The sequence below is a fragment of the Caballeronia sp. ATUFL_F1_KS4A genome, from assembly GCF_023630905.1.
GTDB lineage: Bacteria > Pseudomonadota > Gammaproteobacteria > Burkholderiales > Burkholderiaceae > Caballeronia > Caballeronia zhejiangensis.
In genome coordinates this window covers 174,257-194,310 of sequence record NZ_JALQEB010000001.1, presented here as the reverse complement: position 1 = coordinate 194,310, position 20,054 = coordinate 174,257, and the positions used below count along the sequence as shown (strand labels likewise).

Sequence of the window (20,054 nt, the reverse complement as noted above, 5' to 3'; positions counted from 1 at the left end):
GAATTCCCGAATAGATACGACTAACGCTGAGTAAAAAGTTCGCATCGCGCGAGACGCTAAAGCGAGTTTCGCTTTCCCTTGCGACTGTCTCGCCTCGCCTGAGCGCGCAAGAACAATCTGATTCTCTCGTCCGGCGCGGGCGATTGATCTTCGCAAGGGCGGTGCGTCAAGAATTGACACACATATCAAGCGGCTTGCGTTACCCTTCGTAGGGCTAACGAGTCTGATCGGAAACAATGGCAACTTCGGACTAGGAAAGCGCGGCTTCTCGCGTACGTCATCGTCTGGATCAACGACGCTCCGAAGTTAAGCACTGCTTCTGACTCGCCAACGGCGGTTTTTTTTATGCCGGTTACGTGCGTTCAGCCGCGAAGGAGGAATACTTGAATCGAAGCGACGAATACTTTGAACGGCGTGACCAGGCCTTTCGAGGACAGCATCAACCTTATTTTCTGGAGATGCGCAGTGTACCGAGTTCGGCCACTGCCGATGTTTTCAGTATCGAGGGCGAAGAAGCGATCGGACGCGAGAGCCGCTACACAATCCAGTTCACGCATACCTCGCACGATTTGTCTCAGCGTGAATATCTTGGCAAGCGCGGCTCGTTGCTTATTCAGCCGCCGCGACGACTCAGACCCGAACCGCCACGTCACAAATACGGCGTCGTGACGGGCTTCTCCAAACTTTCGACCTCGAAGAACCAAAGCGTCTACGAAGTCGTATTGGAATCGCGGCTCTCGCTTCTGCGAAACACGCCGAAAGTTCGCTTCTTCTTCGACAAGAGCGAGCCTGAAATCATGCAACAAATCTTGCAGGAGCACGGCTTCAACAAGATTTGGGCGCGCGTGGACATGAAGCTGTATCGGACGTATGGAAAGCGGCGCATCGTCACGCAGTGGCAAGAGTCTGATCTGGCATTCCTCAAGCGGATGTGCGAACGCACCGGCATCTGGTTCGTCTGCGAAGAAGGCGACGATTGCGAAGTCGTGCGCTTCGGCGATGACTTCACGCATTATCGCCGTGATGCAGCGCGTGATAATCGCGCGTTTGGATTACCGTTCCGTCCTGAAGCCGGCATGGACACGCACGGTGCGGAATCGGTGAAGTCGTTGGAAATGCACGCCGTGAGCATTCCGGCTGCCTATCACGTGCGCAGCTATAACTACCGGCAGGCGCCTTATCCGATCGAGGCGACCGAACAGATTCTCGCCAAGAAGGACGATACCAGCACTTACGGCGAGGCGTCGACGGCCAGTCTGGCTATTGAAACCAAAGAGGATGCGCAACGCGAAGCACTATTGCGTCGCGAAGCCGCGGAGGCCGCGCAGATCGAATATCGCGGCACGGGCGATTCGCTGGATGCCACGCCCGGCACAGTCATCGCGTTCACCAATCACACGCTCGCGGATGCGAAGTATGGCTTGCTGATCGTGAGCATGAAGTGCAGCGCTTCACGCAAGCAAGGATATAAGGTCGAATTTACCGCGATGCCTTCCGATCGCCTGTATCGGATGCCTTTGCGTGAGTCGGAATGGCCGCGCATCGAGGGCACGATAACCGGAACGATTGCGTCGACGGAAGGTTATAGCGGTCCTTACATCGATCCGCACGGCGAATATATCGTTCAGTTCCACGATGACCGAGAGAAACGCGTCGCGGGTCTGAATAGCTGTCTGCTGCGACTCGGCAAGCCTTTCGCGGGGAAATGGCAGAGCGGCTTTCATATGCCCTATATACCCGGTACGGAGGTGGCCGTCGCGTTTTTCGCGGGCAATCCGGATCTGCCATACATACTCCATGCGCTGCATAACTCGCAAGATACCGACCCGGTTCATCAGCAACACAAGTGGCGCACGCGTAACGTCGTCATCCACACGATTCGCAATAACACGATTCAAGTCGAGGATCGGGAGAATCAGGAACACATCAAGATTGCGACGGAGCCAGGTAAGTCACAACTGAATCTCGGGCATACGGTCAATAACGGAGACCAGCTTCGCGGACTCGGTTTTGAGCTGCGCAGCGATGCGAAAGGCGCGCTCAGGGCCGGTCAAGGTCTGTTGATTTCCGCCGAGGCGCAAAGCAAAGCGCAAGGACAGATCGCCGATACGAGCGGCGCGACGGCGCTGTTCGAACGCACACAAGCGCAAGCCGATGCGTTGGCGCAAGGTGCGGCTGCATCGAAGGCGGAAGTCGCGGATCTGAAGGCCGAGAATCAATGGCTCCGGGACGAACTCGCCGACATCAAGAAGCAGGTTATTGCGCTGTCCGCGCCTCACGGGATCGGGCTCGCTACGCCGGATCGCGTGATGATCGGCGCGGGCAAAGACGTGAGTGTGGCGACTTCTCGCGGATTCAATGTCAGCGCGTTCAAGAACGTGGCGATTGCCGCGCGTGAAGTGCTGTCGCTGTTCGCGAACACAATGGGGATTCGCATGTTCGCGGCTAAAGGGCCTGTAGAGATTCAGGCGCAATCCAATGTGTTGGCGCTTGCCGCGCAGAAGGACGTGATCGTGACGAGCGCGAACGGCGCGGTGCATGTGCGCGCCGATAAAGAGCTTGTGCTTGAGTGCGGCGGTGCGTATGTCGAGTTGAAGGATGGCGCGATTACGCTTGGTAGTGCAAAGCCGTTGCAACTCAGGCTTCCGGGGATGAAAAAGGCACCGCCGGAAATCATGCATCTGGCCGGCCCCGCATTCGCGCCTACGGTTGTTCCGTTCAAAACGGCGTGCGACGCGTGGTTGGGAGCAGAGAGCTTCGCGGAGAAGACAACGCTACTGGCTTCGAAGGCAGTGGATGGGCAGGAGCCAGACACGACCGCAGCGGTGCCTGCTGCCCCGGCCGCACCTGCTCCACAGGCAACACCTAACGCGAACGTGTCGAACCCTTCGCCGTGGATTCCGGCCGTTGCACTAATCGTTGTCGTCATCGCGGGCTTCATTCTCACGATCCTGAACTGGAAACAGGGCGAAGCGATCTTATCGGGCACGTTCTTTCTCTTCGCGTTGGTGGTGCCTTTACTGCTGTGGGGCGCGTTCTGCGCCTTGCTGTATCAGTCCTACGAGGATTGGAATACGCGTGTCGACTGGTGGAACTACCTGTGCAAGGACCATTTCGCCGACTGGCGTGATTGGGCGCGCTGGGATCTGGCCTTGCTCGATACCGTGACGGTGACGCCTGAAGTGCAACTCGCTGAGCGCATGGCCGCGCTGGACGGTACGCCGCCGGCGAACGGCGGCAAATCGCCGAAGCTGGCGCAGCGCGACTTCGCCGCGTTGCTTACGCAGCTTGTCGAACCGTTGATGCCGCATCTCGCGCGCTTCGCAGGGAAAAGCACCATCCACATTGCGCTTCAGACGTCACATGAGACGCACGTCGCGCAACTTCGCGGCGTGCTGCAAGCGCTCGAAGTGCCGAACCTCGAGCACATCGCTGTGAGCCGCGTCGAAGCGAACGAGTGTTCGGCGTTGCTCGATACGTGGATGACGAACCAGACCGCCCGCTATGACTATGCCTCTGACCGGCGCAAGAGAACGCCGGACCTGTGCCTTCTGCTCGCGTGTCAGCTTCAGGAGGAAAGCGCGGCACCTTGCACGGAAGCGGCCGTCGCGCTGCTGTTCGCTTCATGGAATCTGCTTCACGAGAAGAAGCTCAAGCCCAAGGCGCGGCTCTTTCGCTCGATGCCCACGACAACAGACGACATACCTGACGCCATCAAGACGCTTGTCACTGCCGAGCCGACACCGGTCAAGCGCCTGAAGCACATGTGGATGAGCGGTCTGTCCAAACCCGACGGCCACGTGATGCGCGCAGCGGTCAAGGACAGCGAGCCGGAATTGACCTTGCTCGACCTCGATCATGCAATCGGCCTTCCGGGACCGGCCAGCCCGCTGCTGATGCAAGCACTCGCGGCTGAATTGATGCAGTACGGGCAAGGTCCGCAGGTCGTAGTCGCGCCTGCCGCCGAGGGTGTCCGGCTGAATTTGATCGGCAAGGACTATGCACCGATCGCGCGCGCCGTCGAGCCGAACCTGAGCCTGATTCAAATGTCGACTTCATACGGCTTCGTTTGCCTGACCGTGTTGCTGCTGATCCTGGGCGAATCGGGCGAGTTCGGCCCTGGCTGGTTTTGGGGTATCGCGGCCGCCGGGGTAGTCTTTCTGTTGATAGTTCAGCCCGCTGCGCAGATCTTCAAGCGGCGCACAGTGACTCAGGAGTTCTACGAGCGAGCGCGTTCGGGGGGATGAAATCGATCAGGAGAAGCGGATGGATCGGCTGAGGTGGCGACGCGCGCTGTGGCGCGTCGATCGCTGAGCCAGCGCGTCTGCGACGGACGCGCTTGCGCGGTTTGAGGGACGTCATCCACCGATGCCGCCCCGTACGAGCGCAATGTTCTCAAACCCAAGAAATTGAAACCGAGCGGCAAAGACCCTCAAACCACCCCCGCCCCCCGCCGCCGCAACAGCGCATAAAAGATGATAGCGCCGAACGTAGCCGTCCCGATGCCACCGAGAGCGAACCCACCGAGCTTCAGCGTGAAATCCCCGGTCCCGAGCACGAGCGTCACCGCCGCAACGATCAGATTCCGGTTATCCGAAAAATTCACCTTGTTGACGACCCAAATGCGCGCGCCCGTCACCGCGATAAGCCCGAACACGACGATCGACACACCGCCGAGCACCGGCCCCGGAATCGTCTGAATCAGCGCGCCGAACTTCGGCGAAAACCCGAGCACGATCGCGAACAGCGCCGCGATCACGAACACGAGCGTCGAATAGATCTTCGTGACGGCCATCACGCCGATGTTCTCGGCATACGTCGTCACACCGGTGCCCCCGGCAAAGCCCGATGCAATCGTCGCCAGCCCGTCGCCGATAAACGCGCGTCCGATGTACTTGTCGAGACTCTTGCCGGTCATCGCGCCGACAGCCTTGATGTGCCCGAGATTCTCCGCGACGAGAATGATCGCGACCGGCGCGATCAGCGTCATCGCCGGGGCTTCGAAGACAGGCGCGGTGAAGTGCGGCATGCCGAACCACGCAGCGTTCGCGACGATCGAAAAGTCGATCGGCTTGCCCATGCCCATCCCGTTCGTGAGCGCCGCATAAATGATGTACGCGATCGCGAGACCGATCAGGATCAGCAGCCGCTGCGCCATCCCGCGCGCGAACACCGCGACGCCGCCCACGCACAGCACGGTGACGAGCGCCATCCACGATTCGAAGCTGCTGCCCATCACGCCTTTCACCGCGATCGGCGCGAGATTCAGCCCGATCACGCAGACGATCGCGCCCGTCACGACCGGCGGCATCAGCGCTTCGATCCACTTCGTGCCGACCGCCGCAACGATCAATCCGATGATCGTGTAAGCCACGCCGCACGCAATGATCCCGCCGAGCGCCACCGGTATGTTCAGGTTCGGGCCATGACCGCTGTATCCCGTCACCGCGATCACGAGGCCGATGAACGCGAAGCTCGAACCGAGATAACTCGGCACGCGCCCGCCGACCAGCACGAAAAACAGCAACGTGCCGATGCCCGACATGAAGATGCACAGATTGGGATCGAAGCCCATCAAGAGCGGCGCGAGCACGGTCGAGCCGAACATCGCGACGACGTGCTGAACGCCCATCGCGATCATCTGCGGCCAGGCGAGGCGCTGGTCGGGCCCGACGACGCGACCCTCCTGGGCGTCCGGCTGGACCGGCCAGCGCGGGAAATAGGAATCGGACATCGGCGGGGCTCCTTGGCGGCGGTGAGGCGCCGCTCCGTGCGGCGCGCTCGATCTGAAAAAATCAGGCGCGAGTGTACGGAGCGGGCTCTCGGGTGGCAAGCGAGCCGATATTACGACCGTTTGGCCGTCGCATGCCCGCGACGCGTCACACTTTTCCCGCGCCGGAGACGTCGCGCTCCAGCTCGAAAACCGCGACCGCGCTCTTCAATTGCTCGGCCTGATCGGCCATCGCGCCCGCCGCGGCGGCGGCCTGTTCGACGAGCGCCGCGTTCTGCTGCGTCACCTCGTCCATCTGCGCGACCGCGCGATTCACCTGCTCGATGCCCGCGCTCTGCTCATGCGATGCCGACGAAATCTGCGCCATGATGTCCGTCACGCGCTGCACGGCCTGTGTGACTTCGGCCATCGTCGCGCCGGCACGCTCGGCGAGCGCCGCGCCGCTGTCCACGCGCGCCGTCGACGCTTCGATCAGCTCCTTGATTTCCTTCGCCGACGTCGCGCTCCGCTGCGCGAGCGAGCGCACTTCGCCCGCGACCACCGCGAAGCCGCGCCCTTCCTCGCCGGCGCGCGCCGCTTCCACGGCCGCGTTCAGCGCGAGTATGTTCGTCTGGAACGCGATGCCTTCGATCACCGCGATGATGTCCGTCATGCGCTTCGAGCCCGACGCCAGTTCGCGCATGTTGTCGACGACCTCGCCCACGAGCTCGCTGCCGCGCGCCGATACATCCGACGCGCCGCGCGCGAGTCCGCTCGCCTCGTCCGCATTGCTCGCATTCTGTTTCACGGTCTGCGTGAGCTGCTCCATGCTCGACGCCGTCTCTTCCAGCGATGCCGCCTGCTCTTCCGTGCGCTGCGACAGATCGGTGTTGCCCTGCGCGATTTCGCGCGATGCGTACAGGATCGAATCGCTCGAATGCCGAATCCCGCCGACGATGTCCGCGAGCTTCGCGCTCATGTTGCCGAGGCTCGCGAGCATGCTGCTGTCGTCGCCCGGACGCGTGGCGACGCGCGTCGCCAGATCGCCGCGCGCGATGCGGTCGGCGATATCCGCCGCGTACGCCGGCTCGCCGCCGAGTTGCGCCGACAGACGCCGCCCGATCAGCACCGCGAGCAACGCGCCCGCGACCATCGCGCCGAACACGAGCGCGAGCATCACGACGCGCATCGTTTCATACTCCGATGCCGCGCTGCTGCGCGCCTCGGTCGCGCGCTTGCGCTTGAAGTCGGCGAGACGCTCAAGCGATTCGCGCGCCTTCTCGCTCGCGGCGATCGCGCGCGCGATGAGGCCCATCTGATCGACGTCGACGGGCATCGCTTTCTTGCCCATCTGCATCAGCACGATGTCTTCCCACGCGGCGACGGACTTGCTGGCCGCATCGTAGAGCGCGAGGCTTTCTGCCGAGCGCATCGTCGGGCGCATGCGCTCGAACGCGCGGTGCATGCTGTCGAGCGATCCGGCCATGCCTTCCTTCAGCTTTTCCTTGCCGGCATCGTCGGCGAAAGTGAGGTTGGCGGCGGCGAGGTCCGTGTTGAGCTTGTGCTTGTTGATTTCCTCGACCCAATAGAGGCCGTCCATGTGACGGTCGCCGATTTCCTCGATCAGGAAGTTCATCTTCGCGAGCGAAACCACGCCGGTGGCGCCCACGCACGCAGTGAACAGAATCACGACCGCGAAAGACAGCAAAAGCTTGCTGAGCACGGACAGGCGGTCAAACCATTTCATCGAAGTCTCCTCTTTCACGCCCCGCGGACGACGCCCGCGGACGGCGCGGCGCAAACTTCGGTTCGCGCACAGAGTGGCTTTACGGCGCTCGCTGCAAAATTCTTGAGCGCGTATGAAGGAGATAACGCCGGCGAAATGGACGCTGAAACGAGGACGAAAGAACCGCGAAAGCTCGTCCGAAAGAAATCCGCAAATTGCTGCTAAGTAGCAGACAACCTAAGCAAATTCCTAATTGGGAATTTTCTGATTTGGGCGCCCAACGCTGCAACGTATGCTTTGTCCATGCGTGTTCCATGTACGCGCATGTCGTTGCAACTCTCCGATTTCCGCCCTTGGCACCCGGCTTGGGCGGTTCTTTTTTTTGGGCGCCCGTTTTCGTCGATGCGATTTTCGAACGCATCGATATCGAACCGACGCCCGAGCTTCCTCGGGCGTCATCCGCCTTACTGCCGCACCGGTTTCTTCGCCAATTTGCGCTGCAGCGTGCGCCGATGCATGTTGAGCGCGCGCGCCGTCGCGGAAATATTGCCGTTGTTCTCTGCCAGCGCGCGCTGGATGTGCTCCCATTCGAGCCGCGCAACCGAAAGCAACGTCGGGTTCTCGATCGCCTCTTCGGCCGTCTGCTCGCTCGCCTGCTCGTGCAGCGCGGAAAGAATCGATTCGACGTTCGCCGGTTTCGCGAGATAGTTGTCCGCGCCGTCCTTCACCGCCTGCACGGCCGTCGCGATGCTCGCGTAGCCGGTCAGCACGAGAATGCGCGCGTCCGGTTGCAGGTCGCGCAGCGGCGCGACGAGGCGCAGGCCGGAATCGTTGCCCAAGTGAAGATCGACGGTGATCATGCCGAATTTGTGCTGGTTGGCGAGCTTCAGCGCTTCGTCCGCATTGTGTGCCTGATGCGGCGTGAAACCGCGCCGTGTCAGGCCGCGGGCGAGAATGCCGGCAAAGACTTCATCGTCGTCGATGATCAGGAAGTTGGTATCGCTCATGTGTTTCTTCTCCAAAATGCCGCTCGCGTGCGCCTGAGTTCGAGTTCAGGCCGCGCCGCTTCGTTCAGTTCTTGCCGTCTGCGCGGGCGCCGCCACCGCGCCGCGATTCGGCAGGCGCAACACGGCGCACGTGCCGCGCGGCTTGCCGTCGATCAGTTCGATCGAACCTGCGAGCCGCGCCGCCGCCGCGAACGCCAGATATAACCCGACGCCGTGTCCGCCCTGCGTGCTGTCCACCGGTCCGGCGCCCAGCGTGCCGCGCAGCGCGGCAGGAATGCCCGGACCGCGGTCGCACACGTCGAAGCGCACGTAATCCAGTTCGTCGACGGTTTCCGCCGACGCCTGCAGCGTCACCGATTCGCTGCTCGCGCGCGCGGCGTTGTCGAGCAGGATCGTCAGAATCTGTCCGACGGCGACGGCATCGTCGATCGATGCATCCGCGGGCGTCCGGTCGATTTGCGCGAATTTCACCTGCGGATGCCGCAGACGCCATTGCTCGATGAAACTCGACAGCCACTCGTCGAGCGCCTGGCGGCTCGACGGCCCGGTCGCGCGGCTGCGCAGGCGCGCGAGCGCGGACGTGCACAAAGCCATCTGCTGTTCGAGCAATTCGAAATCGGCCGCGTAGGGCGCGAGGTTCTTGTCGTGCGCGGCGGAATCGCGCAATTCCTCCGACAGCATCGCGATGGTCGAAAGCGGCGTGCCCATTTCGTGCGCGACGGTCGCCGCCTGCACGCCGAGCGCGACGGCCCGTTCATCGCGAAGATGACGCTGCTGCGCGTCGGCGAGCGCGGCGTCGCGCACGCGCAGCGCCCGCGACATGCGCGCGACGAACCAGCCGATCAGCACGACGCTCACCATGAAGTTGACCCACAGGCCCGTGCGGAAATAATCGAACAGATTGGCCGGATTCTCGATGTTGAGCGGCACATAGTTGTAACTAAGCAGCGCGTAACAGGTGACGGCGAAGAGCGCGAGGCAGGTCATCATCGTCCACGGCAGGACGGCGGCGGCGATCGCGAGCGACGGCAGATAAAGCGTGACGAACGGATTGGTCGCGCCGCCGGACAGGAACAGCAGCGCCGACAGCGCGCCGAGGTCGACGAGCATCTGCCCGAACAGTTCGAGATTGGTTTCCGGACGCGCCCGCGCGACGCGCATCCAAGTGAGGCCGTTGAAGACCATTTCGAGCGCGATGACGAGCAGCATCGCGGGCAGCGGAAGCTTCGCGCCGAAGAATATCTGGACGACGGCGATGGTCGTCAGCTGGCCGATGATCGCGAGCGAGCGAAGCCAGAAAAGATGGCCGAGATTGACCCGTCCGGTGTTGGTTATGCGATGCATCTGATTGAGTGCGTGTTAGCGCGTGCGCGCTCCGTGCGACATTATCCCGTTTGCATCCCGCCTGCTGCGACATCTGGCGCGATTTGTCGCACCTCGGCACGCGCTCTGCTAACTGGAAGTCGTGCCGCGCCCGGCTTCCGTTGTGAGACACGCGGGACACAGACAACGAATGCCGGGCCGCAATCGATCCAGCGGCAACGCGGGCAGCGACGCGCACCAGCACGACGCATCGCCCGCGAGCGCGCCGCAGCGAAACGTCGCGCCGCAGCGTTCGCAAACCTGCGCGCCCGGCGCTTCGCGTTCGTTCGTTTCCGTGGATGGGTTCATCATCTTGTCATCAATCTGCCGAAACGATGATCGCACGCCGGAACGCCCGCCGGAAAACGTGGCGCGACCGCGGCAATTCGTCCTGCCGCGGAGCGTCGGTCCTGTACAATTCGGCGTGTTTAAACGCTCCTCGCCTCATTTGCCGCCATGTCCGAGCTACCCGACCTCACGCAAATCGCGCCGACCCTGAAGGCTGAAATCCTGGCCGAGGCGCTGCCCTACATCCGTCAGTATCACGGCAAGACGGTCGTGATCAAATACGGCGGCAATGCCATGACCGAAGAGCGCCTTAAGCAGGGCTTCGCGCGCGACGTCATTCTGCTGAAGCTCGTCGGCATCAATCCGGTGATCGTGCATGGCGGCGGCCCTCAGATCGATCAGGCGCTGAAGAAGATCGGCAAGCAGGGCACCTTCATTCAAGGCATGCGCGTCACCGACGAAGAGACGATGGAAGTCGTCGAGTGGGTGCTCGGCGGCGAAGTGCAGCAGGATATCGTCACGCTGATCAATCACTTCGGCGGCCACGCGGTCGGTCTGACCGGCAAGGACGGCGGCCTGATCCACGCGCGCAAGCTGATGATGCCGGACCGCGACAATCCGGGCCAGTTCATCGACATCGGTCAGGTCGGCGAGGTGGAGGCGATCAATCCGGCGGTCGTCAAGGCGCTGCAGGACGACGCGTTCATCCCGGTCATTTCACCGATCGGCTTCGGCGAAGACGGCCTCTCGTACAACATCAACGCGGACCTCGTCGCGGGCAAGCTCGCCGTCGTCCTGAACGCGGAGAAGCTCGTCATGATGACGAACATCCCCGGCGTGATGGACAAGGAAGGCAATCTGCTCACCGATCTTTCCGCGCGCGAGATCGACGCCCTCTTCGCCGACGGCACCATCTCCGGCGGCATGCTGCCGAAGATTTCGTCCGCGCTGGATGCCGCGAAGAGCGGCGTGCGCTCGGTGCACATCATCGATGGCCGCATCGAACATTCGGTGCTGCTCGAAATCCTGACCGAGCAGCCGTTCGGCACGATGATCCGCTCGCATTGAGCTCGTTCCCTTGCTAAAGACGCCCGCCTTCGCGCGGGCGTTCTTACGATAACGGCGCACGATGACCGCGCAACGCATTTCCCGCCGACGCCGCGTCAAGACGCGCGGCCCCGTCTGGCTCTTCGATCTCGACAACACGCTGCATCACGCGTCGCACGCGGTGTTTCCGGCGATCAATCGCGGCATGACGCAGTACATCATGGATCGCCTGAACGTCGACGTCGACGAGGCGAACCGGCTGCGCGTCGGCTATACCGTGCGTTACGGCGCGACGCTGCTCGGGCTCGTGCGGCATCACGGCGTCGATGCCGCCGACTTCCTGCACGAGGTGCACACGTTTCCCGATCTTGCGTCGATGCTGCGCGCCGAACGCGGCCTCACGCGCATGCTGCGCGCGCTGCCCGGACGCAAGATCGTGCTCACCAACGCGCCGACGCTCTACGCGCGCACGGTGCTTGCGGAACTGGGCATCGCGAAGCTGTTCGAGCGCGTGATTGCCATCGAAGACATGCGCAGCGGCCACCATTGGCGCGCCAAGCCGGATGCGCCGATGCTCCGCCACGCGATGCGCCGCGCGCACGTGCGTCTCGAGGACGCGATTCTCGTCGAGGACACGCGCGGGCATCTGAAGTCGTATCGGCGGCTCGGGATTCGCACCGTGTGGATCGTCGGACATCTGCCGGTCGCGAAAACGTCAAACGGCGGGCTGTCGATTCGCAAGCCCGGTTCCGGGCGGCCGCACTATGTGGATCGCACGGTGCGCTCGCTGCGCGCGCTGACGCAATCGCGCCGATTGCCGCTACATCCGAAATAAGCGGCGCGCGAGTATGTCTTCGAGGTCCGAGCGTGCATCGACGACGAGATGCACGTAAATCGTGTCGCCATCGACCTTGTAGATGATGCGGTTCGTGCCGCTCGGCACTTCGTAATAGCCCGACATGCGAAAGTCGACGAGCTCGGGCGGCGTCGAGCCGTTGCGCGGCGCGGCTTCGATCTCGGCAATGGTTTCCGCGAACTTGTTGCGCGTAGCGGCCCACGCCGTGCCGCCGAACTTGTTGATGACATAGCGCCGGAAATCCTGCAGATCCCGACGCACCGGATCCAGGAAAACGGTCTTCATTTGAAGCCTTCCTCGCGGTCCATGCGCTCGATCTCGGCGAAGACATCGCCGGCGCTCACGCAGTGGCCGGCTTCGATGGTCTTCTGTCCCATCGCGAGAATCTTCAGCAAGGCAAGCGTCTGATGCAGGTCTTCATAGGACTGCACATCCTGCACGACGACCCTGCCTTCACCGTTCTGCGTGATGAGCATCGGCTCGCGGCTCTCGACGATATTGCGGATCATCTCGGCCGCGCGGCTCTTCAGGTGACTGAGCGGTCTGACCCGGCTCGGTTTCATGTCCTTTCCTCGGGACGACGAGGCGATTAGACAATATAGACGCTAAAGCGGGCCGCATCCAAGGCGCGGCAGATGGCGGCATTATTGACGGCGTTATGACGTTTTCCGCTATACTTCCCCGCTAACGAGATTTTCTCGAACATGAACAGTGCGCCGATTTGCTGACTCGATTGCGGGCGCGCGAACCTCAGTGATCTTTCGCGGGGTTCACTATAAATGCGGCTAAAGAGGTCGTCAGCCGCGCTCGATTTCTCAGGCAGCGCATCGCCGACACCGTTTAGCCGCCAGGTCAAAGGCGGAATGAATGGAATCGATCGGCATCGTCACTCCCCAAACAATGCGCTTCACCGAGCCGCTGCGGATGCAGAACGGCTCGTCGCTCGGCGACTACGAACTCGTCGTCGAAACCTATGGCGAACTGAACGCCGCGCGCTCGAACGCCGTGCTCGTGTGCCATGCGCTGAACGCGTCGCATCACGTCGCCGGCATTCACGCCGATAACCCGAAGAACGTCGGCTGGTGGGACAACATGGTCGGCCCCGGCAAGCCGCTCGACACGAACCGCTTCTTCGTCATCGGCGTGAACAATCTCGGCTCGTGTTTCGGCTCGACCGGACCGATGAGCATCGACGGCGCAACCGGAAAACCGTATGGCGCGAGCTTTCCCGTCGTCACCGTCGAGGACTGGGTGAACGCGCAGGCGCGTCTCGCGGACCGCTTCGGTATCGAGCGCTTCGCGGCCGTGATGGGCGGCAGCTTGGGCGGCATGCAGGCGCTCGCGTGGAGCATGATGTATCCGGAGCGGCTCGCGCATTGCATCGTGGTGGCGTCGACGCCGAAGCTGTCCGCACAGAACATCGCGTTCAACGAGACGGCGCGCTCCGCGATCCTCTCGGACCCCGACTTCCACGGCGGCGATTACTACGCGCACGGCGTGAAGCCGCGCCGCGGCTTGCGCGTCGCGCGGATGATCGGCCACATCACGTATCTGTCGGACGACGACATGGCCGTGAAATTCGGCCGCGCGCTGCGCCGTGCCGAAGGCGCGCTCGACGCGTACAACTTCAATTTCGATGTCGAATTCGAAGTGGAGTCGTATCTGCGCTATCAGGCCGACAAGTTCGCCGAATACTTCGATGCGAACACGTATCTGCTCATCACGCGCGCGCTCGATTATTTCGATCCCGCGAAAGCCTTCGACGGCGATCTAACGAAAGCGCTTGCCAATACATCGGCGAAATATCTCATCACCAGCTTTACGACCGACTGGCGTTTCGCGCCGGCGCGCTCGCGCGAGATCGTGAAGGCGCTGCTCGACAACAAGCGCACGGTGAGCTACGCGGAAATCGACGCGCCGCACGGCCACGACGCCTTCCTGCTCGACGACGCGCGCTATCACAATCTGATGCGCGCCTACTACGAACGCATTGCCACGGAGATCGGCGCATGAACCAGCACACTCTCGATTCCCTCGCGCTGCGCTCGGACTTTCGCGCGATCGCCCGCTGGGTCGAACCGCGCTCGACGGTGCTCGATCTCGGCTGCGGCGACGGTTCGCTGCTGTCGCTGCTCGGTGAAGAACTGGAAGTGAAGGGCTACGGCATCGAAATCAACGATGCCGGCGTGCTCGCGTGCGCGCAAAAAGGCGTGAACGTGATCCAGCAGAATCTCGAAGACGGCTTGCGTCTCTTCGAAGACGACAGCTTCGACTTCGCGATCCTCTCGCAGACGCTGCAGACGATCCATCAGACCGCCGCGATCCTGCGCGAAACGGTGCGCGTCGGACGCGAATGCATTGTGTCGTTTCCGAATTTCGGTTACTGGCAGCATCGGCTTTCGGTGATTCAGGGACGCATGCCGGTGTCGAAATCGCTGCCTTATCAATGGCACAACACGCCGAACGTGCGCGTGCTCACGATCAAGGACTTCGAGGCGCTCGCGCCGGAAGTGGGCATCGAGATTCTGGATCGCGTGGTGCTGCACGGCGGGCAGTCGGTCCGTTGGGGCGCGAACTGGCGTGGTAGTCTTGCGGTCTATCGCGTGAAGCGCCGGTAACATCGACCGGCGGGTTCCCGCATCGACAACTGCCCGTAATCTGACATGCCCGATACGCCACACGAGGCGCCCGCTCTAACTGCTCACGAAGATCATCCCGGATGGCGCGCGTTCCTCAACAAGCGCATCCTCATTTGCGTCTTTCTCGGCTTTACGTCCGGATTGCCGCTCTTCACGCTTTATAGCCTGTTGCAGGCGTGGCTCACGACCGCGCACATCAACGTCAAGGAGATCGGTCTCTTCGCGCTGATCGGACTTCCGTACACGTGGAAATTCGTCTGGTCGCCGCTGATGGACCGTTTCATTCCGCGCTTTCCCGGCTGGAGTCCGGGCAGGCGGCGCGGCTGGATGTTCGTCACGCAAGTGCTCGTGATGATCGCGATCGGCTCGTTCGGCTTCTTCTCGCCCGAGCAGAATCTCTGGGCCGTCGCCGCGATCGCCGCGCTCGTCGCGTTCTTCAGCGCGAGTCAGGATATCGTCATCGATGCCTATCGCCGCGAGCTCCTCGCCGACACCGAACAAGGGCTCGGCAACGCGGTGCACGTCAACGCATATAAGGTCGCGGGACTCGTGCCCGGTTCGCTGTCGCTGATTCTCGCGACCGTCCTGCCGTGGAAAAGCGTCTTTCTGATCACCGCCGCGTTCATGCTGCCGGGGCTCATCATGACGCTCGTCGTGAAGGAGCCGCAGATTCATGGCGCGCCGCCGAAAAATCTGCGCGAGGCGATCGTCGAGCCCTTTCACGAGTTCGTCACGCGTGACGGCTGGCGCGCGGCGCTGCTCGTGCTCAGTTTCATCTTCCTGTACAAGCTCGGCGATACGATGGCCACCGCGCTCGCGACGAAGTTCTTCATCGACGTCGGATTCTCGCTCGCGCAGATCGGCGTGATCGCGAAAGCGGTCGCGTTCTGGGCGAGCATCGCGGGCGGCTTGCTCGGCGGCATCGCGCTCGTGAAGATCGGCATTGCGCGCGGCTTGTGGATCTTCGGCATTCTGCAGATCGTCGCGACGCTCGGCTTCGCATGGCTCGCGAAGATCGGGCCGTCGCCGTTCGCGCTCGGCGTGCTGTACGGCTTCGAAACCTTCGCGACGGGTCTCACGCTCGCGACCTTCACGGCGTATATCGCGAGCACGACCGACCCGCGCTACACCGCGACGCAATTCGCGCTCTTCACGAGCCTCGCGGCCGTGCCGCGCACCTTCGCGGCGGCGGGCAGCGGCTACATCGTGAATGAAACCGGCTGGTTTCCGTACTTCATGATCTGCGTCGCGCTGTCCATTCCGGGCATGTTACTGTTGCCCAAGATCGCGCCCTGGAGAATTCGACGATGACGGTTTCTTTCAAGCTTCGCGCCTTGGTTTGCGCATGGACATGGGCGTCGCTCGCGCCTTCGTCCGCGCATGCCCAGGACGAACAAAAGACGCCGCCGCCGTACTCCGCACCGAACAACCAGATCCGTTTCGGCAATACGGCGCTGTTTCGCAACTTGATTGCGCCCGCGACGCTCGAAGCGCAGGCCGCCGACGAATACGCGCAGGTCATCCACGATGCCGAGCGCAACAAGACGCTGCTCCCCGATACCAACCCGCTCGTCAAACGCGTGCGCGAAATCGCGAATCACGAGATTCCGTTCGCGCTCAAGTGGAACGATCGCGCGAAGAGCTGGAAGTGGGAGATCAACGTCATCAAGTCGGCCGACGAGCGCATGGTCTGCCTGCCGGGCGGGAAGATCGTCGTGTACAGCGGGCTGATCGACAAGCTGCATCTGAACGACAACGAGATCGGCATGATGATCGGCCATGAAATCGCGCACGCGTTGCGCGAGCATGCGCGCGAGCGGCTCGGGCGGCAGCAGGCGGCGCAGCTCTCGTCGAACGGCATGCCGCAGCTTTTCGGCTTTTCGAATTACGCGTCGCAGCAGCCCGATATCGGCGATGAACTGCTGACGATGCGCTATTCCCCCGCCGACGAAACCGAAGCCGACGTGATCGGCAGCGAGATCGCGTCGCGCGCGGGCTACGATCCGCGCGCGGCCGTCACGTTGTGGAACAAGATCGATTCGGGCACGCGCCGCGCGGACGATGGCTTCATCTGGCTGCATCCGTACGGGCCGGATCGCCGGCAGGATCTGCTCAAACGCATGCCGGACATGATGCCGCTCTATGCGAAGGCGGTCGGCAAGACCATCGATCAATTGCCGAATTACGCCGGGATGGGGCGGTTCAAGAAGAGCGGGCGCTAGCTCACTTCTTCTTCGCGATCTTCCAGTCGTAATCGATCGTCAGCGGCGCGTGGTCGCTGAACTTGATATCCCGGAAAATCGACGTCTTCTTCGCGGTCGCGGCGACTTCCTTCGTCGCGATCTGATAATCGATACGCCACCCGACGTTCTTCGCATACGCCTGGCCGCGATTGCTCCACCACGTATATTGCTCGGGACGCTGATCGAGCGTGCGGAATACATCGACATAACCGACGTCCTCGAAAAGCTTCGTGAGCCACGCGCGTTCTTCGGGCAAACAACCGGAATTCTTCTGGTTGCTCTTCCAGTTCTTGATGTCGATTTCCTTGTGCACGATATTCACATCGCCGCACAGGATGACTTCGCGCTCCTTCGAAAGCGCGTCCAGATGCGGCATGAACTCGTCCATGAAGCGATACTTCGCCTGCTGACGCTCGTCGCCGCTCGAACCCGACGGCACATACACCGAAACGACCGACAACTTGCCGAAACGCGCTTCGACATAGCGCCCTTCCGGATCGAACTCTTCCGAACCGAAGCCGATGATCACGTCATCCGGTTCGTGGCGCGTGTACAGACCGGCGCCGCTGTAGCCCTTCTTCACCGCGTGCTGGAAATAGCCCTGGAAACCGTGCGGCGCGAGAAATTCCGGCGTCAGATCGTCCTGCGAGCATTTGATTTCCTGAACGCACACGACGTCGGATTTCTGCTCTCCGAACCAGTCGAAGAAACCTTTCTTGGCGGCCGAACGGATGCCGTTGAGATTGGCGGTTATCACGCGAAACATGTTCTTCCTTTTTGATCTTAATTATTCGACCTTCACGCCCTTCAGCGATTCTTTCGCCGGCGGGAATTCGAGCTTCATGTCCTGCATCGTGCGCAACAGCAGCTCTGCGACCATCACGTTGCGATGCGTCTTCGAATTGCCCGGAATGATGTACCAAGGCGCGTAACCCGTCGATGTCGCCGCGAGCGCGTCGGCGTATGCGGCCTGATAGTCGTCCCATTGCTTGCGCGCTTCGAGATCGGAGACGTCGAACTTCCAGTGTTTCGTCGGATCGTCGATGCGCGCCTGCAGTCGCTCGCGCTGCTCGTCCTTCGAAATGTGCAGGAAGCATTTGACGATGGTGGTGCCGCTGTCAGCGAGCAGCGCCTCGAATTCGCGAATATGCCGATAACGCCGTTCGCATTCGTCGGCATCGATCGACTTCAGCACGCGCGGCACGAGCACGTCTTCGTAGTGACTGCGGTTGAAGATCGCGAATTCGCCGGCCATCGGCGCCTGCGCGTGCACGCGCCACAGAAAATCGTGCGCGGCCTCGCGCTCGGACGGCGCGCGAAACGGCACGATGCGCAAGCCGAGCGGATCGACATCGTGAAACACCGCGCGCACCGTGCCGTCTTTGCCGCTCGTGTCCATGCCCTGCAGCACGAGCAGCACGCGCCGGCGGCGCTGCGCGTGCAGTTTCTCCTGAAGATCGTCGAGCTGCACGCCGATCGCCGTGAGACGCTCGCGGTCGATGTCCTTCGTGCCGCTGGAAAACGGCTTCGCGGACGGATCGATCGCGCTCAGGTCGAATGGCTTGCGCTTCTTGCCGGCGTCGAAGAAAGGCACACGGAAGTCGTCGAGTTCGGGTTTTTTTGCCATATTTTTGTGATCACCAAAAAGAAAGGCCGTCGCCTAGCTTAACCGGCAACGGCCCTGTCTTTCACGCACCGAAACAATCAGCCGAGTTTCTTCTTCAAAAGCTCGTTCACCTGCTGCGGATTCGCCTTGCCCTTGGTCGCCTTCATCGCCTGACCGATCAGCGCGTTGAACGCCTTCTCCTTGCCCGCGCGGAATTCCTCGACGGACTTCTGGTTTGCCGCAAGCACCTCGTCGATGATCGCTTCGAGCGCGCCGGTGTCGGAAATCTGCTTCAAACCCTTCGCGTCGATGATGCGATCCGCGGCGGCCTCGTCGGTCGCCTTCTCTTCCCAGATCGTCTGGAAAATGTCCTTCGCGATCTTGTTGGAGATGGTGCCATCGGCGATACGCTGAATGATGAGCGCGAGCTGCGCAGCCGATACCGGCGATTCGCTGATATCGAGCGATTCGCGATTCAGTTGCGCGGAGACGTCGCCCATCATCCAGTTCGCGGCGATCTTCGCCTGGGCCGCGCCCGCCTTCTGCACGAGCGCTTCGAAGTAGGACGCCATCGCCTTCGACGAAGTCAGCACGCCCGCGTCATACGGCGTCAAACCGTACGTGTCGACGAAACGCTTCTGCATGTCCGCCGGCAGCTCGGGCATCTCGCCCTTCACGCGATCGATCCACGATGCATCGATCACGAGCGGCATCAGATCGGGATCGGGAAAATAGCGGTAATCGTGCGCGTCTTCCTTGCTGCGCATCGAACGCGTTTCGCGCTTGTCCGGGTCATAAAGACGCGTTTCCTGAACCACCGTGCCGCCGTCTTCGATCAGCTCGATCTGACGGCGCACTTCGTACTGGATCGCTTCTTCGAGAAAGCGGAACGAGTTCAAGTTCTTGATCTCGGCGCGCGTGCCGAATTCCTTCTGGCCGACCGGGCGCACCGAGACGTTCGCGTCGCAACGGAACGAGCCTTCCTGCATGTTGCCGTCGCAGATGCCGAGCCAAACGACGAGACCGTGCAGTGCCTTCGCATACGCGACCGCTTCCGCGGCGCTGCGCATTTCCGGCTCAGTGACGATTTCGAGCAGCGGCGTGCCCGCGCGGTTCAGGTCGATGCCCGTCATGCCCGCGAAGTCTTCGTGCAGCGACTTGCCCGCGTCCTCTTCGAGGTGCGCGCGCGTCAGGTTGATGGTCTTCTCGTACGCTTCCTTGCCCGCCTTCTCGTTGGCCGGCACCTGAATCGTGATCTGCCCGCCCTGCACGACCGGAATCTCGTACTGGCTGATCTGATAGCCCTTCGGAAGATCCGGATAGAAGTAGTTCTTGCGCGCGAAGATGCTGCGCGGCGCGATGTGCGAACCGATCGCGAGACCGAAGCGGATCGCGCGCTCGACGGCGCCGCGGTTCATCACAGGCAACACGCCGGGCAACGCGAGATCGACGGGACTCGCCTGCGAATTCGGGCTCGCGCCGAACTGCGTGGGCGCGCCGGAAAAAATCTTGGAGACGGTGGAAAGCTGCGCGTGCGTTTCCAGACCGATGACGACTTCCCACTGCATGT

At 62.0% G+C, this 20,054-nt stretch carries 17 protein-coding genes; 7 read left to right on the top strand and 10 right to left on the bottom strand.

Annotated elements, in window-relative coordinates; all coding sequences use genetic code 11:
• Nucleotides 1-383: 383 nt before the first annotated feature.
• Nucleotides 384-4,247, top strand: coding sequence for a KPHS_23130 family T6SS system protein (locus NCS03_RS00865; protein ID WP_250528647.1), 3,864 nt, complete (start codon nucleotides 384-386; stop codon nucleotides 4,245-4,247).
• Nucleotides 4,248-4,432: 185 nt separating this feature from the next.
• Here the strand turns inward: NCS03_RS00865 and NCS03_RS00860 are convergent, their stop codons facing one another.
• The 5 genes from NCS03_RS00860 to NCS03_RS00840 all read right to left on the bottom strand — a co-directional run bounded on the left by NCS03_RS00860 (nucleotide 4,433) and on the right by NCS03_RS00840 (nucleotide 10,117).
• A complete protein-coding gene (locus NCS03_RS00860; RefSeq protein WP_034470340.1) occupies nucleotides 4,433-5,734 on the bottom strand; it encodes a solute carrier family 23 protein in 1,302 nt (433 codons plus the stop codon).
• 145 nt (nucleotides 5,735-5,879) lie between these two features.
• A complete protein-coding gene (locus NCS03_RS00855) occupies nucleotides 5,880-7,457 on the bottom strand; it encodes a methyl-accepting chemotaxis protein (RefSeq protein ID WP_175979717.1) in 1,578 nt (525 codons plus the stop codon).
• A 443-nt stretch (nucleotides 7,458-7,900) separates the two neighbouring features.
• Nucleotides 7,901-8,443: a response regulator transcription factor gene (locus NCS03_RS00850; RefSeq protein WP_008351997.1), complete on the bottom strand. Its 543-nt coding sequence runs from the start codon at nucleotides 8,441-8,443 to the stop codon at nucleotides 7,901-7,903.
• Between the two features lie 45 nt (nucleotides 8,444-8,488).
• Nucleotides 8,489-9,787 (bottom strand): ATP-binding protein, encoded by a 1,299-nt coding sequence (locus NCS03_RS00845; RefSeq protein WP_008351999.1) that lies wholly within the window; start codon nucleotides 9,785-9,787, stop codon nucleotides 8,489-8,491.
• 108 nt (nucleotides 9,788-9,895) lie between these two features.
• A complete protein-coding gene (locus tag NCS03_RS00840) occupies nucleotides 9,896-10,117 on the bottom strand; it encodes a cysteine-rich CWC family protein (RefSeq protein ID WP_008352000.1) in 222 nt (73 codons plus the stop codon).
• Nucleotides 10,118-10,261: 144 nt separating this feature from the next.
• Between NCS03_RS00840 and argB the strand changes: the two genes are divergently transcribed.
• Nucleotides 10,262-11,161 (top strand): acetylglutamate kinase, encoded by a 900-nt coding sequence (argB, locus tag NCS03_RS00835; protein WP_008352001.1) that lies wholly within the window; start codon nucleotides 10,262-10,264, stop codon nucleotides 11,159-11,161.
• Between the two features lie 61 nt (nucleotides 11,162-11,222).
• Entirely contained in the window at nucleotides 11,223-11,975 is a 753-nt protein-coding gene (locus tag NCS03_RS00830) for a pyrimidine 5'-nucleotidase (protein WP_008352002.1), read from the top strand.
• Here the strand turns inward: NCS03_RS00830 and NCS03_RS00825 are convergent.
• Together NCS03_RS00825 and NCS03_RS00820 are read right to left on the bottom strand one after the other, a co-directional pair.
• Complete coding sequence (locus tag NCS03_RS00825; protein ID WP_008352003.1) at nucleotides 11,961-12,281, bottom strand: type II toxin-antitoxin system RelE/ParE family toxin; 321 nt, start codon at nucleotides 12,279-12,281, stop codon at nucleotides 11,961-11,963. The two genes, NCS03_RS00830 and NCS03_RS00825, sit on opposite strands and share 15 nt — an antisense overlap.
• Nucleotides 12,278-12,559 (bottom strand): type II toxin-antitoxin system Phd/YefM family antitoxin, encoded by a 282-nt coding sequence (locus NCS03_RS00820; RefSeq protein ID WP_034470337.1) that lies wholly within the window; start codon nucleotides 12,557-12,559, stop codon nucleotides 12,278-12,280. The genes NCS03_RS00825 and NCS03_RS00820 overlap by 4 nt, the downstream gene beginning before the upstream one ends.
• A gap of 304 nt (nucleotides 12,560-12,863) precedes the next feature.
• On the opposite strand from NCS03_RS00820, the gene metX reads away from it, so the two are divergent.
• From metX to NCS03_RS00800, 4 genes are read left to right on the top strand one after another with little or no spacing between them, the layout of a single operon-like run.
• Complete coding sequence (metX, locus tag NCS03_RS00815; RefSeq protein WP_008352005.1) at nucleotides 12,864-14,009, top strand: homoserine O-succinyltransferase MetX; 1,146 nt, start codon at nucleotides 12,864-12,866, stop codon at nucleotides 14,007-14,009.
• Nucleotides 14,006-14,614: a methionine biosynthesis protein MetW gene (gene metW / locus NCS03_RS00810; protein WP_008352006.1), complete on the top strand. Its 609-nt coding sequence runs from the start codon at nucleotides 14,006-14,008 to the stop codon at nucleotides 14,612-14,614. The genes metX and metW overlap by 4 nt, the downstream gene beginning before the upstream one ends.
• A 45-nt stretch (nucleotides 14,615-14,659) precedes the next feature.
• Nucleotides 14,660-15,946, top strand: coding sequence for an AmpG family muropeptide MFS transporter (locus NCS03_RS00805; protein WP_008352007.1), 1,287 nt, complete (start codon nucleotides 14,660-14,662; stop codon nucleotides 15,944-15,946).
• Nucleotides 15,943-16,857: a M48 family metallopeptidase gene (locus NCS03_RS00800; protein WP_175979713.1), complete on the top strand. Its 915-nt coding sequence runs from the start codon at nucleotides 15,943-15,945 to the stop codon at nucleotides 16,855-16,857. The genes NCS03_RS00805 and NCS03_RS00800 overlap by 4 nt, the downstream gene beginning before the upstream one ends.
• A gap of 1 nt (nucleotide 16,858) precedes the next feature.
• On the opposite strand, the gene NCS03_RS00795 is transcribed toward NCS03_RS00800, so the two are convergent.
• The 3 genes from NCS03_RS00795 to gatB all read right to left on the bottom strand — a co-directional run bounded on the left by NCS03_RS00795 (nucleotide 16,859) and on the right by gatB (nucleotide 20,052).
• Nucleotides 16,859-17,644 carry an exodeoxyribonuclease III gene (locus NCS03_RS00795; protein ID WP_250480198.1) on the bottom strand — a complete coding sequence of 262 codons (786 nt, stop codon included), beginning with the start codon at nucleotides 17,642-17,644 and terminating at the stop codon, nucleotides 16,859-16,861.
• Between the two features lie 21 nt (nucleotides 17,645-17,665).
• Nucleotides 17,666-18,505 (bottom strand): PPK2 family polyphosphate kinase, encoded by an 840-nt coding sequence (locus NCS03_RS00790; RefSeq protein WP_250528646.1) that lies wholly within the window; start codon nucleotides 18,503-18,505, stop codon nucleotides 17,666-17,668.
• A gap of 77 nt (nucleotides 18,506-18,582) precedes the next feature.
• The gene (gene gatB, locus NCS03_RS00785) at nucleotides 18,583-20,052 is read right to left on the bottom strand and encodes an Asp-tRNA(Asn)/Glu-tRNA(Gln) amidotransferase subunit GatB (RefSeq protein ID WP_250435423.1); all 1,470 of its coding nucleotides are present in this window, start codon (nucleotides 20,050-20,052) and stop codon (nucleotides 18,583-18,585) included.
• Nucleotides 20,053-20,054 lie beyond the last annotated feature (2 nt).